Below are 15078 nucleotides of genomic sequence, written 5' to 3'. Positions count from 1 at the left end.
TTAAAGGACTCTGACATGGCACGCGTGAAGGCGGCAATCATCGGTTCGGGCAATATCGGTACCGACCTGATGATGAAGATGATCAAGTATCCCCAGAACATGGAACTCGCGGCCGTCGTCGGCATCGATCCCAACTCTGAAGGCCTCGCCATGGCCCGCGAGCATGGCATCGCCACGACGCATGAGGGCATCGAGGGCCTCAAGAAGCTGGCCTGCTATCCCGAAATCGGCATAGCCTTCGATGCGACCAGTGCCTACGCGCACAAGGTCCACGACGAAGCCTTGCGCGCCGACGGCATCCAGGTCGTCGACCTGACGCCTGCCGCAATCGGTCCGTTCACGGTGCCGCCGGTCAACATGCACGCCAATCTCGATGCGCCCAACGTCAACATGGTGACCTGCGGCGGACAGGCGACGATCCCGATGGTCGCTGCCGTCAGCCGTGTCGCGACCCGCGTCCCCTATGCCGAGATCGTCGCGTCGGTCTCCTCGCGCTCGGCAGGCCCCGGCACGCGCGCCAACATCGACGAGTTCACCCGCACCACCGCGAACGCGATCGAGAAGGTCGGCGGCGCCGAAAAGGGCAAGGCAATCATCATCCTGAACCCTGCCGAGCCGCCGATGATCATGCGCGACACGGTCTTCACGCTGTCGGAAGGCGCCGACGAGGACGCCATCCGCAAGTCGGTGAAGGACATGGTGGCCGAAGTGCAGAAGTACGTGCCCGGCTATCGCCTGAAGCAGGAAGTCCAGTTCGAACGCTTCGGCGACAACAACAAGCTCAAGATCCCCGGCATGGGCGAGTTCACCGGGATCAAATCGATGATCATGCTCGAGGTGGAAGGTGCGGGCGACTACCTGCCCAGCTATTCCGGCAACCTCGACATCATGACCGCCGCCGCCAAGGCGACCGGCGAACTGCTGGCCCAACGGCGCATGGCCGCCAAGGAGAATGCATGATGGCCAAGTTCAACGTGGAAGCGGGCGAGAAGCTCTACATCCAGGACGTTACCTTGCGTGACGGCATGCACGCCATCCGCCACATGTACGGCATCGACCATGTGCGCGCTATCGCCAGCGCCATTGAGAAGAGCGGCGTGGACGCGATCGAGGTCGCTCACGGCGACGGTCTCTCGGGCGCCAGCTTCAACTACGGCTTTGGCGCACATACCGATTGGGAATGGCTCGAGGCCGTGGCGGATGTGCTCGACAAGTGCGTCCTGACCACTCTGATCCTGCCCGGCGTTGGCACGGTCGAAGAACTGCGGCGCGCCTACGATATCGGCGTACGCTCGGTCCGCGTGGCGACCCATTGCACGGAGGCTGACGTATCGAAGCAGCACATCGGCATCGCCCGCGATCTCGGCATGGATGTCTCTGGCTTCCTGATGATGAGCCACATGATCGAGCCCGAGGTGCTGGCCCAGCAGGCCCTCCTGATGGAAAGTTATGGCGCCCAGTGCGTTTACGTGACCGACAGCGGCGGGGCGCTCGACATGGACGGCGTGCGCGCCCGATTCAAAGCCTATGACCGGGTGCTCAAGCCGGAAACGCAGCGCGGGATGCATGCGCACCACAACCTTGGTCTTGGCGTCGCCAATTCGATCGTTGCCGCCCAGTGCGGCGCGGTGCGGATCGATGCCAGTCTCACCGGCATGGGCGCCGGTGCCGGCAATGCGCCTCTGGAGGTGTTCATCGCCGCCGTCGACCGTAAGGGCTGGAATCATGGCTGCGACGTCAATCTACTGATGGACGCGGCCGAAGACCTCGTGCGCCCACTTCAGGACCGCCCGGTCCGCGTCGATCGCGAGACGCTGAGCCTTGGCTATGCCGGGGTCTATTCCAGCTTCCTGCGGCACGCCGAAAAGGCCAGCGAAACTTACGGCATCGACACCCGCGCGATCCTCGTCGAACTCGGCCGCCGCAAGATGGTCGGCGGACAGGAAGACATGATCGTCGACGTCGCCCTCGACATGCTCAAGGAAAAGAACGCCTGATCCCATGACCGAATTTTCGCTTCACCGGCCTTTGCCGGTCGCCGAAGTGCCCGAGTGGCACTTCGACACCGATGTCGTCGTCATCGGCTTCGGGGCGGCCGGCGCCTGTGCGGCCATCGAAGCGGCTGATGCAGGTGCCAGAGTGGCGCTGTTCGAACGCAATTCGGGCAGCGGCGGTGCTTCGGCGCTCTCGGGCGGCGAGATCTACATTGGTGGCGGCGGCGGAACCGATGCGCAGCGCGCGGCGGGTTTCGAAGATACCACAGAAGCCCTCGCCGCCTACCTCAAGGCGGCGGGCGGTCCTTGCGCGGACGAGGCCAAGTGCGACCTTTATGCGCAGCATTCGCTGGCGCATTACGATTGGCTCAAGGCGCAGGGAGTGCCCTATCGGGGTAACTACCTGCCCGGAAAGCACATCGAACCTGTAGACGATTCCACGCTGATCTGGTCGGGCAGCGAAGCGGCCGAACCCTTTTGCGATATCGCAACGCCCGCCCCGCGCGGTCATGTCATCCAGCACGCGGGCTGGGGCGGCGGACGACCATTGGTCGATATCCTTGAGGCGCGCACACGCGACCTCGGCGTGGAAATCGTCACCGATGCCCGCGCCATCGCGCTCATTGCCGATGGCGAGCGGATCGTCGGCGCAGTGCAGCGCATCGACAACGCCAACCACTTCGTCAAGGCAAGCAAGGGCGTGGTGCTTGCCACCGGCGGCTTCGTGTTCAACGAAGAGATGCGTCGCAAATATTGCCCCGAGACCTTCAAACTCAGCGATCCCATCGGCGACAAGGACGACGGTACCGGCATCCTGCTCGGCATGGGGGCCGGTGGAGATGCCATCCACATGGAGCAGTTCTTCACGACCTGCCCCTGGACGATGCCCGAACCCCACGCCTACGGCGTTTTCGTAAACGTCGCCGGACAGCGCTTCATCAACGAGGACTGCTACCACGGGCGCGTCAGCCGCTACGCGGTCGATCAGCCCGGCGGCAAGGTCTACCTCCTGCTCGACTGCGCGCATTTCTCGCAGCCGCTCGATATCGCCAACATGCGCATTACCGGCACCGGGGAAACCTGGGCCGAAGTGGAAGCAGAACTGGAGATGCCAGAAGGCACCCTTTCTGCGACCATGGAATTCTACAACCGCCACGCCCGGGAAGGTCGCGATCCCCTGTTCGGCAAACGTCAGCCGATCCTGACTCCACTGGAGGAAGGGCCGTTCGTCGCGCTCGAACTCGATTTCCACGACAGCTACTTCAGCTTCTTCACGCTCGGTGGACTGCGTACGAATATCGACGGCGAAGTGCTCGACCGGGAGGGCGCGCCCATCGCAGGGCTCTTTGCCGCGGGACGCTGCACGTCCGGCCTGCCCGCATGGGGCCATGGCTACAGCTCCGGATTGAGCCTCGCCGACTGCACCTTTTTCGGCCGCCGGGCAGGAGCCAAGGCCGCGCAGACATAGCCCGGCCACGAGACCGGAAAAACGACAAGAAACATTGGGAGAGAACACGATGATCCTCAAAGACAAGGTCGTCATCATCACCGGAGCAGGCCCGGGCATGGGGCAGGCGATGTGCCGTGGCGCGGCCGCTGAAGGCGCGAAAGTCATAGTCTCAGCGCGCTCGAAAGACGCGATCGAGAGGCTTGCCGGCGAAATCGTCGAAGCCGGAGGTGAGGCGATTGCCGTACCCTGCGATGTTTCGAAGACCGAACAGTGCAATGCACTGGCCAAGGCCGCCCTGAACAAGTGGGGTCGGATCGACGGCCTCGTCAATTCCGCATACTACCACCCCGACTGGTTGGGCCTCGACACCCATTCCATCGACCAGTTGCTGATGGCGTTGGACGTCATCGCCGTGGGAGCGGTGCGCATGGCGCAAGCCGTCATCCCGACGATGCGGGCGCAGAAGTCAGGCTCGATCGTCAATGTCTCGACGCTGGCCACGCGCAAGCCGATGCCGGGGGAAGGCGGCTATGCGATGGCCAAGGCCGCCCTCAACCAGATGAGCCGCCAGCTTGCAGTCGAACTTTCGGGCAGCGGCATCCGCGTCAACACCGCCCTGATGGGATGGATGATGGGCGCCCCACTCGAGGAATACATCGCATCGCTGGGTGACGGGGCCGAGGCCTTCCGCAACCAGCGCAGCGCCGAAATTCCGGTCGGCCACATTCCGCCCGACGCCGATTGCGCCAAGGCGGTCTATTTCCTGCTCTCCGATTATGCGAGCGAGATGACCGGGGCCGCGCTGGACGTCAACGGCGGCGACTGGGTTGCTGTTTGAGGGAGCGAAGAACATGCTGGATTGGATGAAAAACGCGCCAAAGCTCAACGACGATCCGGTCAGCGGCTTTGATCCCGATGCTGTAACCGTGGGCGATACGGTGGAAATCGACGCCCCCGCGCGTATCGTGTGGGACATCCTGACCGACTTGGCCCGTTATGCCGAATGGAATCCTTTCTGTGTGCGCGCCGTCTCCACGCTGGAGATGGGCGCAGCGGTCGAAATGACGCTCGTCAATTATGCCGCTCCGGGATCGCTGGTCCCCAACTGCGAGTATATTTGTGCCTTCGAACCGGAAAGGCTGCTGAGCTGGGAAATGATCCACAGCGATGCCTGGCCCTATCCCGCCCGTCGCGACCAGATCATCGAGGCAACTGGCGACAACACCTGTCGTTACCATTCGACCGACGCGTTTCTCGGCAACAACGGAATCCATGTGTACCGGTTCGCCGGTCCCTGGGTGAAACGCGCCTTCGACGACAGCGCACGGGCATTGAAAGCGCGCGCCGAAGCAATGTTCACGGCACTAGAGGAAGCCTGAAACCATGGCCTATACCCTGCAACACCTGAGCGATCTGGAAGATATCAGGACGCTCAAGCACCGCTATTTCCGCGGCATCGACACTGCCGACATGGACCTTCTGGCGTCGCTGTTCACGGAGGACGTCGCCGTCGAGTATCGCGGCGGTTCCTACAAGGTAGCACTGTCCGGACGGGACGACATGATCGAATTCCTCGCCAATTCCTTCCATTCCGGCACAGTGGCGATGCATCACGGCCATATGCCGGAGATCAGGCTGACCGGAGACAATTCAGCCGAGGGGATCTGGTACCTGGAAGATATCTTCATCAACCTCGAAGAAAAGACCCATACGTCCGGGACGGCGATCTACCGCGATCAATACCGGCGTGAAGGGGGCGTCTGGAAAATCGCCTGCACCATCTACGACCGGGTCATGGAAGTCGTCCTTCCACTCGATCCGGCGATCCAGATCACCGCGCATCACCTTGCCCGAACCGGGCGCAAGCCAGATGAGCGCCGCGACATCAGCCATCTCATCGAATGGACCCAAGCGGTCTGAGCGAACGCGCCATCGGCACCTGGCTCAAGACGAGCGGCAATCGTTCCGACAGGATTATCGCCACCAAGGGCGCTATGTTCGACGCGCGCGCAGGGCTACCGGCATTACTACGAGGCCGAATACGAAACGCTGCATGAAACGCTTCCGATCATGGCCTATGCCCCCACCAGCGGCGGCTACTTCGCCATGAAAGAAAAGCGTGAAGTCGCAACCGATCTCGCCACGCGCTATGGCAATCCCGTCAACCAAAGGCGCTTTGCGGCGGCGCAAGACTTGGCAAGGTGCCATGGCGTGGCGATCAACGACGTGGTGCTCGCCTATCTGGTCAACCAGCCGAACCAGACGATCCCCGTATTGGGCGGATCCAGCCCGGCCCGCATCGAAGAAGGCGTCAGAGCCGCCGACCTAGATCTTAACCCGGAGGAACTGGCGCGGCCGCGCGCCTGACCGCTTCGACCGCACGGCGAGCCCTGACACCACGCGGCTCGCCCGAGAGCAGCGCGCTGTGACGGGGTATCTCCACGCTCACCGGGCAGTGTTCCGGCAATGCCCCGAGAAATCCGCCTACGTCGAACACGCCTTCGCCCGGCAGGAGTCGCTCGCCTGACGCCTCCGCACCGAGATCATCTGTCGGGCATGCCTGCGGGCCATCGCAGGCTTGCGCAAACAGGACAAATTCGTCCGGAGCTGCGGCAAGTTCGGTGATCGATCCGCCTGACCGCATCAGATGCAACAGGTCGACATTGACACCAACCCTCCCCGGCCGGTCCAAGGCCCGAACCAGATCGAGCGCGCCAGCAAGCGATCCGATCTGAGACAGCGGATAGAACTCGGCGGCTACCGCGAGGTCGAAACCGGCCGCAAGGTCGCAAAACCCGGCGAAGTTTTCAGCGCGGCGCGACACCTCGCGATCGTAGCAAAGTACGTTGACAAGACCTGCACCCAACTCGGCTGCGCATTCCATGGCCACCACATAGTCCTCGACGCGGGTACGCCCGGCCAGAGTGAACGGATAGGCAAGGTCCAGCGTGACGCCGTGATCCGCCATGCGCTTGACGAGGTCACGCCGACCGGAACGATCCGCGCACAAGTCGAACCTCGGCATCGTCGGCAATACCGGCATCGACTGGATGAAAAGGCAGACACCGGTACAGCGCGCATCGTGCGCAGCCTCGACAAGTTCGACCGGATCCGCATCGATGACCGTCAGATGATCGAGTGAGAGGCGCATTGCCGCACCGTACACGCCCCGGCCTTATTAGGCCATAGTTTTTACGCAAAATGCCATTATTATTTATAATAAAATTATCTTTGCATCCAGTTGTAAGGAAAATAATACGCAGATATCGATCACGCAGGATTTGCCCTTTTACATCTATCGAGGGATCGCGCCGGTCGTCGATCCGACCTGCATGAGGACATAAGGGAAGACGGCCCCATCGGCGCAATGCTTCCGGGCCTGGAGCAGACAAAGTTGCTACACATGGGAAATGGGAGCCCTAGAGCCGAACCACTTCCACTTGCGGGACAGGGTGGTCCTTGGCACCCAGCCAGCGCCAAAGCCCGGTCCCCTCACGATGTCCGGCAAGATCGATCCAGTTGGCGAAACCGGGATCTGTGTCGGCGCAAACGACGATGACGCTGCCGTCCGGCTCGTATCTGGCCATGCTGCCATTGATCCAGACGTGCGGGTTGTTCACGTGATCGAGCGATTCCATCCACCAGTTGTCGAGCTGGAAATTCCACATGCGGCACTCTGGCGGCGTTGCCCGGATGACCAACGCCTCGCCGGGCTGAAGATCGAAGTAGATATGCCCATACCAGATATTGGGATCGCCGCCGGCGCGGTAGAAGACCGCCTGATCACCGTCATAGATCCGGTTCGGCTGCGCCTTGAACCACTCTGACCAGTCGGCGAAAGTATTGGCGGTTCCGCGCACCCACTGCGCCGCGCCTTTCAGCTGGCTCTCGATCTGCTCGGGCCTCAGCACAAGCGGTGTCTCGGGACCGGGGCCAATCCGCTCGATGCGGACGTCGGCGGGGACTTGCGTTTTCTTGTCGTCGAACGTCTGGCGTACGATCAGCAGAGACGTGTCGTCCGACATGGGCAACCAGTTGCCCGGCTTCTCATCCTTGCTGACGACGATCTTGAAACTGCCGTCCGGTCCGAACTCCATGTCCGCGAACTCGATCTCACCGGTGGAGGCCATGGTTCCGTCGGTCGCATAGCGGTTCGCCTTGCTGCCGATAGAGAAATAGGGAACCGTATTGCGCTTGCCCGTGATGCGATACTCGCGGTCCGCGCTGACGACGCATTGCTGATAGAGGTTGTCGGGATTGTCTGCGCCGATCTTGATCTTGTCGTCGCAGAGCAGGAAGAGGCGTGGAAAATCGGGATCGGCGCTGTCGACGAGCATGTTGAGCGCCGTGCGCGTCAGGCGCGAAAGATAGCGCAGCCCTTCGGCCTGGTCGATCGCCGCGCCCGGCGCTTCCTCACGCATCAGTACATCTCCGGCCTGCGCAAGCTCTTCGCAGAATTCACGCCATACGTGGCCGAGCTTGGCATTGCCGCACGATGCGTCATTCATTGCAGTTCTCCCGGTTTTTTCGCTTTGCTCAAGGCGCATGAGGCGCCAGAACGGTTGGCATGACCCATTCCCTGGAAAGCCTTGCCGAGCGTCTTCAACGCCTCGAGGACCTCGAGGCGATTCGTTCGATCATTGCCCAATACGGGCCGCTCGCCGACAGCGGCGACGGCGAAGCGCTCTCGCAACTCTGGACCGATAACGGTGAATACGAAGTCGTCGGATTCGCCGCCGCACAAGGGCGCGGTGCCATTGCCGGCCTGATCGAGGGGGCGAACCACCGGTCGCTGATGAGTCAGGGATGCGCTCACCTGCTTGGCCCCGTCGCCATAGAACTGGACGGCGACCTTGCCAGTGCGCGCGGACACAGTGTGGTCTTCCGCCATCTTGGCGACGGGCAGTTCGAGGCGCACCGCGTTGCGGCCAATTGCTGGACTCTCGAACGCAGGGCCGAGGGCTGGCGCGTCATTCATCGCGCCAATGCCCTCCTCGACGGGCAGGAAACCGCCCGCATGCTACTCACCCCGCGAGTTGCCCCCCATCGACCGTGAATAGCGAGCCGGTCACTTTCCGGGCCTTGTCACTGGCCAGGAACGCAAACATTTCGGCGATATCTTCCGGGGCGCAGGCGCCGTTTTCGAGCTTGGGCGCATTGCGCATCACCAATGACCAGTCGACATCACCTTCAGGCGGCGGGGTCTGGGTCATCGGGGTTTCCACATGCCCGGGACAGATCGCATTTACCCGCACCCCGCGAGCGCCATATTCGATGGCCAGCCCCTTGGTGATCGCAGCCACGGCATGCTTCGAAGCCGAATAGGCGATAGTATAGGCGATTCCCTGAAGCGCGGCCGTAGAGGCAGTATTGACGATGTTGCCCCTGGACTTTGCAAGATACGGCAGCGCCGCCTGGCAAAGCACGAAAACGCTTGTCGCATTGATCGTCATCAGGCGCTCGAAGTCTTCGACTGCAAAGTCCTGGGAAGGGCCCCACTTCAGCATTCCGGCAATGTTGCACAGGATGTCGAGCCCTTCCTTCGCCGCCACGTCGACAAGGTGCCGAGACGAAGCGTGGTCCATTGCATCGTAAGATTGGATCACCGGCGGCGTGGCCATCATCGCCGCCGTTTCCTGCAGGCCCTGCACGTTGCGATCGCCGATCGTCACTTGCGCACCTTCGGCAGCAAATCGGATGGCGGTTGCGCGCCCGATACCCGATGCCGCGCCGGTTATGAGCGCCCTTTTCCCTTCGAAAAGCATATGTCTGTCCTTCCCGTCCGGCCGGCTCAGAATTTCACGCCTGCGGTAACGCCGAAGGTACGCGGTTCCGGGAAATAGCCCAGCGTCATCCCGCCGAAACCGGGTCCGAAGTCGATGAAGTTGTTGGGGCTGTCCTCCTTGGTGAGATTGCGCACGAAGGCGGAAATGGACGCCTCGACACCCCCGAGCATGACTTCGGAAACCGTTGCCCGCAGGTTCACGATAGTCCGACCCGGTGACTGCGTGTTGTGCGCATTCTGGTCCGAAGCGATATCCGTGGAGAGCGCATAAGGGAAAGTATAGTACTTCGAAACGTAGCTGAGATCGCCGTAGAGGTTCAGCTTGCCCCAGCCCCCCTCGATCACGCGCCAGTCGACGCCGAGCGCGGCGGTCGTCTTGGGCGCATGGGGGAACGCACGGTTGTCCGCCACGTCGACGCCGCCGTCGATGAAGCTCTTGTACTTGGAATCGAGGAATGCCAGCGAACCGTTGATCGTCACGCCCGAAACGGGCCGCGCGACGAGTTCGAATTCCAGGCCCTGGATGCGGGCCGCACCGGCATTGCGCACGATCGAGGCCGCAGCCCCTTCCGCGGTGAAGATGGCGAGTTGCATGTCCTTGTGTTCGTCCCGGAAGGCCGCGACATTGAACACAAGGGCGTTGCCCAGAAGCTGGGTCTTCGCACCAAGCTCATAGCTGTCGACCTTTTCCGGGCGGTAGGGCCGACACAGCTCGGTGGCTCCGGCCGGACAGCCTGCGGGGGCCGCAGGATCGAAGAATACATTGGTCTCACCGTTGAACCCGCCCGATTTGAAACCACGGGCAAAGCGTGCATAGACGTTGACGTCCGGAGTCACTTCGTAGCTGAGCGTCGCGGCGGGAGAGAAGTTGTTGTACTTCGCATCCGGGAAAGTGCCGTAGGGCAGATCCGCGACGACCGTCGGCGTGAAGATGCCGTTGGCTGCGTCGAGGTTCACCCGCAGGAAGCGGCTGATGTCCTTCTTCTCATGCGTATAGCGCCCGCCCAGCGTCAGCTTGAGCGCGTCGGTGAGATTGTAGTCGAGCTGCGCATAGAGCGCATAGGCCTTGGTATGCGAACCGTAGTTCGATGTCAGGTCGAGGCCGCCCCCGAAATAGGTTTGCGGGTTATTCGTCTCGGCCTTCTCGCTGAAGTAGAAGGCACCCACGACGTACTTGAGCTTGTCCGACAGCGCCTCGCCCGTCACCTGCAGTTCCTGGCTGAAGGCATGGTAGTCGGTAATGCGCTGCGTGTAGGCCACGGCGAGTGGCGATCCGTCGAGGTCGAGGCCATCGGACCATGCGAGGTCGCGATAGGCGGTGATCGACTTCACTTCGGCCGAACCAAGGTTGGCGGTCAGGGTCAGCGCGTGACCATAGCTGCGCGAATGCTCGTAGACGTCGCCATCGATCGAAGCCGTGCCGACCCGGTTGGGGTCGGTGTAGAGATTGAGCGGGAAGAAGGCCCCACCGAAAGCGTAACCGGGTGAGTTCGGATCGAAGATGTCGCGCGGATCGCCATTGCGGTTGACCCGCAGCAGCTGCGAGAACGGCGGAGTCTGCTTGTTCCTGGAATAGTCGTAGGTGTAATCGGCGGTAATGTCGTCAGACAGTTCCGCGCGCAACTGCACCATGAAGCTTCCCGACTTGATCGAGTCCGTCCGGTTGCGGACCGGCAGCGAGGATCCGGGTGTATCGTATGGATCGGGGACAAGGTCGATCAGCCCGTCCCGCTTGCGATACTGACCGGAGACCTTGGCCGAAAAGATTCCCATCTGCGGCAGGTCGATGACCCCGCGCAGCTTCCATTCATTGAAGCTGCCGTAAGTGATCTCTGCCATGCCGCCTGCTTCGCCGCTGGGCTTCTTGGTCACGAGATTGACGGCACCGGCCAGAGCATTGCGGCCATAAAGCGTGCCTTGCGGACCGCGCAGCACCTCGACCCGTTCGAGATCGGCAATGTCGAAGATCGAGCCCTGCGCCTTGGCGATATAGACGCCGTCGAGATAGAGCCCCACCGCAGGTTCCCACGTGATCGCGGGATTGATGGTGACCGAACCGCGGATCGAGATCTGGGAGATCGTCTTCGACGACGGCGCGCGTTCGATCTTCACGTTGGGCGCGATGGTGCCCAGCTTGTCGATGGAATCGACACCTCGGCTTTCGAGATACTGCTCGCTCACCGCCGAAATCGCGATGGGAACGTCCTGGATGTTTTCCGACCGCTTCTGCGCGGTGACGACGATGGCGCCGATTCCGTAATCGTCGTCAGACGTCCCCTGCTGCGCAGAGTTCTCCTGCGCAAGGGCCGGAACGGCCGTGAGGACCGCAACGGTCATCATAGCGGTGCTGCAAAGAAACTTCCTCATCCCATCCTCCTGCGAACGCGCCCGATTCGAGCATCGCGTATTTTTGAACGCCGACAATCTATGATTTCTTGACAGAATGGGCAATAGAATTGTCTATTACGAAGACATATATCATAATATCCTACGCATATATGCATTCATGGAGAGATTCAGCGTGACGGAACGCAGCATTGAAGACCGCCTCGATCGCCTCGAGTCCCTCGAAGCCATTCGCCAGCTTCCCGCGCGCTACGCACTTGCCCTGGACATGCGTGACATGGACGCAATGGTTTCGCTGTTTCCCGAGGACGTTCGCGTCGGTCGTGACACAACCGGGCGCAAGGCCCTGCGCGAATATATGGACACGACCCTGCGCGCCCCTTTCACCGGGACGTCGCATCATATCGGCGGACACGTGATCGAATTCGAGGATGCCGATCACGCCCGGGGCATCGTCTATTCCAAGAACGAGCACGAAACCGGCGATGAATGGGTCATCATGCAAATGATGTACTCGGACAATTACGTGCGCCGCGACGGGCGGTGGTACTTTGCGCGTCGCCTGCCGCTCTATTGGTACGCGACCGACCTCAACAAGCCGCCGATCGGCGACCGGAAGATGCGCTGGCCCGGGACCGAATGGACCGAGGGCAACTTCCACAAGCTGTTCCCCAGCTTCGACGAGTTCTGGGCACGCAAGGGCGACCACGGCGGCCCGGTGGCCGAGCCGGCCCCGTTCGACAGGTTCATCGAGACCATGCGGCGTGGCAAGGATGCGCCGAAGGTCAGGATCCGGGCAGAGTGACGCCTCCCCCGAAAACCATGGCGCGCGGCCCTTGGGCCCTGCGCGAAGAAGCGCCGATCCCGCCGTCCCATCGAGACATTCGCCTATGGGGACTTGAGATCGACGCCCCGCTCATCCTTTCGGAGCCTGAAGGGCACGACTGGGACGAGGAAGCGGACATGGTGGTGGTCGGCCTCGGTGGTGCGGGTGTGGCTGCAGCGCTGCAGGGCCTTGAAAGCGACCTGTCGGTCATCGCGCTCGATCGGTTCGATGGCGGTGGCTCTTCGGCCGCCAATGGCGGCGTCTACTACGCAGGCGGCGGGACATCGATCCAGCGCGAAGCGGGTGTCAGCGACGATCCGGCACGCATGGAAGACTACCTGCGCCACGAGGTTGGCGATGTCGTCAGCGCCGAGACGTTGCGCGACTTCTGCGAAAGCAGCGCAGAAACTCTCGACTGGCTGCGGCATCACGGCGCGCCGTTCGAAGCCAGCTACTGGCCGAAGAAGACCTCCTATCCGCCGTTGGACAAGTACCTCTATCACCCGGACAGCAGCCTTGCCGGACCGTTTCGCGACATGACCCCGCCCGCCCCGCGCGGCCATCGCACTGTTCGCCGTAACGGCGGCAAACCCTGGGGCCTGGGTACCGGAATCTGGGAGCCGCTGAAGCAGGCCGCGCTCGATCTCGGGCTTGTCATGCGCACTCATGCAGAAGCCCGTCAACTCGCGCTTGATTCAGACGGAAGGGTGATCGGCGTGCGCGTGGAATGCCTCCTCGATCCGGAGATCCGCAAGAAACATTCGCGCCATGTCGCCGCCGCGAACAAATGGATGTCGATGCTCTCGCCCACCTTTCCGGGGGCACGCATCACCTTTGCCATGGGCTACCGCCGTCTCGCCAAGGCGCGGGCGCTGGAAGCGCAGAACCGCGCGAGCGCATGGATCCGTGCACGTCGCGGCGTGGTCCTCAGCGCCGGCGGGTTCATCTGCAATCCCGAGATGGTTCGCCACTTCGCACCCGATTACGCCAATGGCCTGCCCAACGGCACGCTCGGAGACAATGGCAGCGGCATCATGCTGGGCGTTTCTGCCGGAGGCCGAACCGCACTGATGGAGCGGGTATCGGCCTGGCGCTTCCTGTCTCCGCCGCAGGCCTGGGGGCAGGCCATGCTGGTCGACGGCAAGGGGGAACGGTTCTGCAATGAGACCTGGTACGGCGCGCGTATCGGTGACGAGATGGTCGAGCGCCATGGCGGACGCGGCTATATCGTGATGGACCGCAAGCTATATCGGCAATCGCTGCGGGATGCCTTCGGCGAAGGCGTTCTGGGCTTCCAGCGCGACATCACGCTCGTCAACGTCCTGTTCGCGGCAATCAAGGGCCAGACGGCCCGGGAACTGGCCGAGAAGCTCGACTGCGACCCGGAGATTCTTGCCGCTTCCCTGGCGACCTACAATCGCTCCGCACGCGGTGAAGAGCCCGACCCCTTCCACAAGAGCCCCGACGAAATGGCCGTGTTGGAACATGGGCCTTTCTACGCGATCGACGCTTCGGTCGACGCGCGCATGTTCCCCATCGCCTGCATGACGGTTGGCGGTCTTGCCGTCGACGAAACCACCGGTGCCGTGTGCGCCCGCGACGGTCAGGGCACCGTTCCCGGCCTTTACGCCGCCGGGCGCAATGCCGTGGGGATCTGCTCTAACCTTTACGTCAGCGGCCTGTCCTATGCCGACTGTATCTATTCGGGCCGTCGAGCGGCACGCGCCATGGCAGGGCCATGAGAATCGCTGCCGCCACTCACGCATCCTCGCCTCGCGGCTCTCCGAAGATCCCGGGACGAGCGTCTTGCCCATTGAGGATACCATCATGACTGTGAAATGCATCGCCCTGCTCAAACGCCGTACGGCCATGAGCACCGGGGCCTTCGTCGCGTACTACGAGACGCAACACGCGCCGCTTATCGCGTCGCTGTTTCCGGAGATCAGGGATTACCGGCGCAATTACCTCATTACCGAAGGGGCGTTCATCTTTCCGGCTGCCGCCGCGCCGGACTTCGATGTCGTGACCCAGATCACGTTCGACGATCGCAGTGCCTATGATCGCTTCATCGAGCGTGCGGCCCTGCCTGATATCGCGCTGCGCATCGCCGAGGACGAGGAAAACCTGTTCGACCGCGAGATGACACGCATGTTCCTGGTCGACCAGCGGGCCTCTTCCCTCCCTGTTTCGGCCGATGCCATGCCCTCACTCCCGGAACTGCGCGAACTGATCGACGAACGCGCAATACGTCGTGGCCTTGCCCGCTTTGCCCGAATCCTCGACACGAAAGACTGGCCCGCATTGGGCGAGGTCTTCGCGGACGATCTCACCTTCGATTACGGGCAGGGTGGGGAGCGCTCCGGAATGGCCGCACTGGTCGACAACATGTCCCGATATCTCGACCGTTGCGGTGGAACGCAGCACCTGCTGGGCAGCATCTGGGTAGACATCGCCGGCGACACGGCGCTGAGCCGCAGTTACGTGCAGGCGCGCCACCAGCGGGCCGACACTCCAGCCGGAGCGATATTCGATTCCAATGGCGAGTACATCGACCACTGGGAGCGGCGGCAGGAGGGTTGGCGGATCGTGCGCCGCGATGCCTTGTGGCAGGCGCATACCGGAGATCCTGCCATTATCGCCGCCGGAAAGGACGATCTGGGTTAGCGCGCAATGGCGC

15 protein-coding genes are annotated in these 15078 nt (G+C 62.3%); 11 read left to right on the top strand and 4 right to left on the bottom strand.

The genetic code is table 11. The features are described from left to right. Positions 1-15: 15 nt before the first annotated feature. From SPHV1_RS10780 to SPHV1_RS10750, 7 genes are all read left to right on the top strand, one after another. The gene (locus SPHV1_RS10780) at positions 16-960 is read left to right on the top strand and encodes an acetaldehyde dehydrogenase (acetylating) (protein WP_054946046.1); all 945 of its coding nucleotides are present in this window, start codon (positions 16-18) and stop codon (positions 958-960) included. Next, positions 957-1997 carry a 4-hydroxy-2-oxovalerate aldolase gene (gene dmpG, locus SPHV1_RS10775; RefSeq protein WP_054946045.1) on the top strand — a complete coding sequence of 347 codons (1041 nt, stop codon included), beginning with the start codon at positions 957-959 and terminating at the stop codon, positions 1995-1997. The genes SPHV1_RS10780 and dmpG overlap by 4 nt, the downstream gene beginning before the upstream one ends. A gap of 4 nt (positions 1998-2001) precedes the next feature. Further along, entirely contained in the window at positions 2002-3462 is a 1461-nt protein-coding gene (locus tag SPHV1_RS10770) for an FAD-dependent oxidoreductase (RefSeq protein WP_054946044.1), read from the top strand. A 49-nt stretch (positions 3463-3511) separates the two neighbouring features. After that, on the top strand, positions 3512-4282 hold the full coding sequence (locus SPHV1_RS10765) for an SDR family oxidoreductase (protein ID WP_054946043.1): 771 nt from the start codon (positions 3512-3514) through the stop codon (positions 4280-4282). A gap of 13 nt (positions 4283-4295) precedes the next feature. Further along, entirely contained in the window at positions 4296-4823 is a 528-nt protein-coding gene (locus tag SPHV1_RS10760; protein WP_082430961.1) for an SRPBCC domain-containing protein, read from the top strand. Positions 4824-4827: 4 nt separating this feature from the next. After that, a complete protein-coding gene (locus tag SPHV1_RS10755; protein WP_054946042.1) occupies positions 4828-5364 on the top strand; it encodes a nuclear transport factor 2 family protein in 537 nt (178 codons plus the stop codon). A 150-nt stretch (positions 5365-5514) separates the two neighbouring features. Beyond that, on the top strand, positions 5515-5811 hold the full coding sequence (locus tag SPHV1_RS10750; protein WP_054946041.1) for an aldo/keto reductase: 297 nt from the start codon (positions 5515-5517) through the stop codon (positions 5809-5811). On the opposite strand, the gene SPHV1_RS10745 is transcribed toward SPHV1_RS10750, so the two are convergent. Further along, a complete protein-coding gene (locus SPHV1_RS10745) occupies positions 5777-6610 on the bottom strand; it encodes a sugar phosphate isomerase/epimerase (protein ID WP_231634631.1) in 834 nt (277 codons plus the stop codon). The two genes, SPHV1_RS10750 and SPHV1_RS10745, sit on opposite strands and share 35 nt — an antisense overlap. 253 nt (positions 6611-6863) lie before the next feature. After that, positions 6864-7952 carry a DUF1214 domain-containing protein gene (locus tag SPHV1_RS10740; RefSeq protein WP_054946039.1) on the bottom strand — a complete coding sequence of 363 codons (1089 nt, stop codon included), beginning with the start codon at positions 7950-7952 and terminating at the stop codon, positions 6864-6866. Between the two features lie 59 nt (positions 7953-8011). On the opposite strand from SPHV1_RS10740, the gene SPHV1_RS10735 reads away from it, so the two are divergent. Further along, the gene (locus SPHV1_RS10735) at positions 8012-8500 is read left to right on the top strand and encodes a nuclear transport factor 2 family protein (protein ID WP_054946038.1); all 489 of its coding nucleotides are present in this window, start codon (positions 8012-8014) and stop codon (positions 8498-8500) included. Here SPHV1_RS10735 and SPHV1_RS10730 read toward each other — a convergent pair. Both SPHV1_RS10730 and SPHV1_RS10725 read right to left on the bottom strand, forming a co-directional pair. Next, entirely contained in the window at positions 8469-9209 is a 741-nt protein-coding gene (locus tag SPHV1_RS10730) for an SDR family NAD(P)-dependent oxidoreductase (protein WP_054946037.1), read from the bottom strand. The genes SPHV1_RS10735 and SPHV1_RS10730 overlap by 32 nt on opposite strands. A gap of 26 nt (positions 9210-9235) precedes the next feature. After that, positions 9236-11596 carry a TonB-dependent receptor gene (locus tag SPHV1_RS10725; protein WP_054946036.1) on the bottom strand — a complete coding sequence of 787 codons (2361 nt, stop codon included), beginning with the start codon at positions 11594-11596 and terminating at the stop codon, positions 9236-9238. Between the two features lie 154 nt (positions 11597-11750). Here SPHV1_RS10725 and SPHV1_RS10720 point away from each other — a divergent pair, with 154 nt between their 5' ends. The 3 genes from SPHV1_RS10720 (at position 11751) to SPHV1_RS24435 (ending at position 15065) form a co-directional block, all read left to right on the top strand. Then, entirely contained in the window at positions 11751-12380 is a 630-nt protein-coding gene (locus SPHV1_RS10720; protein WP_231634630.1) for a nuclear transport factor 2 family protein, read from the top strand. Continuing rightward, positions 12377-14143, top strand: coding sequence for an FAD-binding protein (locus tag SPHV1_RS10715; RefSeq protein WP_231634629.1), 1767 nt, complete (start codon positions 12377-12379; stop codon positions 14141-14143). Before SPHV1_RS10720 ends, SPHV1_RS10715 begins: the two co-directional genes overlap by 4 nt. 85 nt (positions 14144-14228) lie before the next feature. Next, positions 14229-15065, top strand: a complete 837-nt coding sequence (locus tag SPHV1_RS24435; protein ID WP_082430959.1) for a nuclear transport factor 2 family protein — start codon at positions 14229-14231, stop codon at positions 15063-15065. Positions 15066-15078: the final 13 nt, after the last annotated feature.

The sequence above is a fragment of the Novosphingobium sp. KN65.2 genome, assembly GCF_001368935.1.
Lineage (GTDB): Bacteria > Pseudomonadota > Alphaproteobacteria > Sphingomonadales > Sphingomonadaceae > Novosphingobium > Novosphingobium mathurense.
Note: the sequence above shows the minus strand (reverse complement) of the source record. Positions and strands in the feature narration are given on the sequence as shown.

Excerpts from the sequence above, each read along its gene's own strand:
- SPHV1_RS10735 (WP_054946038.1), top strand. The coding sequence starts at position 8,012 with ATGACCCATTCCCTGGAAAGCCTTGCCGAGCGTCTTCAACGCCTCGAG.
- SPHV1_RS10755 (WP_054946042.1), top strand. The coding sequence starts at position 4,828 with ATGGCCTATACCCTGCAACACCTGAGCGATCTGGAAGATATCAGGACG.
- SPHV1_RS10740 (WP_054946039.1), bottom strand. The coding sequence starts at position 7,952 with ATGAATGACGCATCGTGCGGCAATGCCAAGCTCGGCCACGTATGGCGT.
- dmpG (WP_054946045.1), top strand. The coding sequence starts at position 957 with ATGATGGCCAAGTTCAACGTGGAAGCGGGCGAGAAGCTCTACATCCAG.
- SPHV1_RS10765 (WP_054946043.1), top strand. The coding sequence starts at position 3,512 with ATGATCCTCAAAGACAAGGTCGTCATCATCACCGGAGCAGGCCCGGGC.
- SPHV1_RS10750 (WP_054946041.1), top strand. The coding sequence starts at position 5,515 with ATGGCCTATGCCCCCACCAGCGGCGGCTACTTCGCCATGAAAGAAAAG.
- SPHV1_RS10780 (WP_054946046.1), top strand. The coding sequence starts at position 16 with ATGGCACGCGTGAAGGCGGCAATCATCGGTTCGGGCAATATCGGTACC.
- SPHV1_RS10730 (WP_054946037.1), bottom strand. The coding sequence starts at position 9,209 with ATGCTTTTCGAAGGGAAAAGGGCGCTCATAACCGGCGCGGCATCGGGT.
- SPHV1_RS10725 (WP_054946036.1), bottom strand. The coding sequence starts at position 11,596 with ATGAGGAAGTTTCTTTGCAGCACCGCTATGATGACCGTTGCGGTCCTC.
- SPHV1_RS10770 (WP_054946044.1), top strand. The coding sequence starts at position 2,002 with ATGACCGAATTTTCGCTTCACCGGCCTTTGCCGGTCGCCGAAGTGCCC.
- SPHV1_RS10760 (WP_082430961.1), top strand. The coding sequence starts at position 4,296 with ATGCTGGATTGGATGAAAAACGCGCCAAAGCTCAACGACGATCCGGTC.
- SPHV1_RS24435 (WP_082430959.1), top strand. The coding sequence starts at position 14,229 with ATGACTGTGAAATGCATCGCCCTGCTCAAACGCCGTACGGCCATGAGC.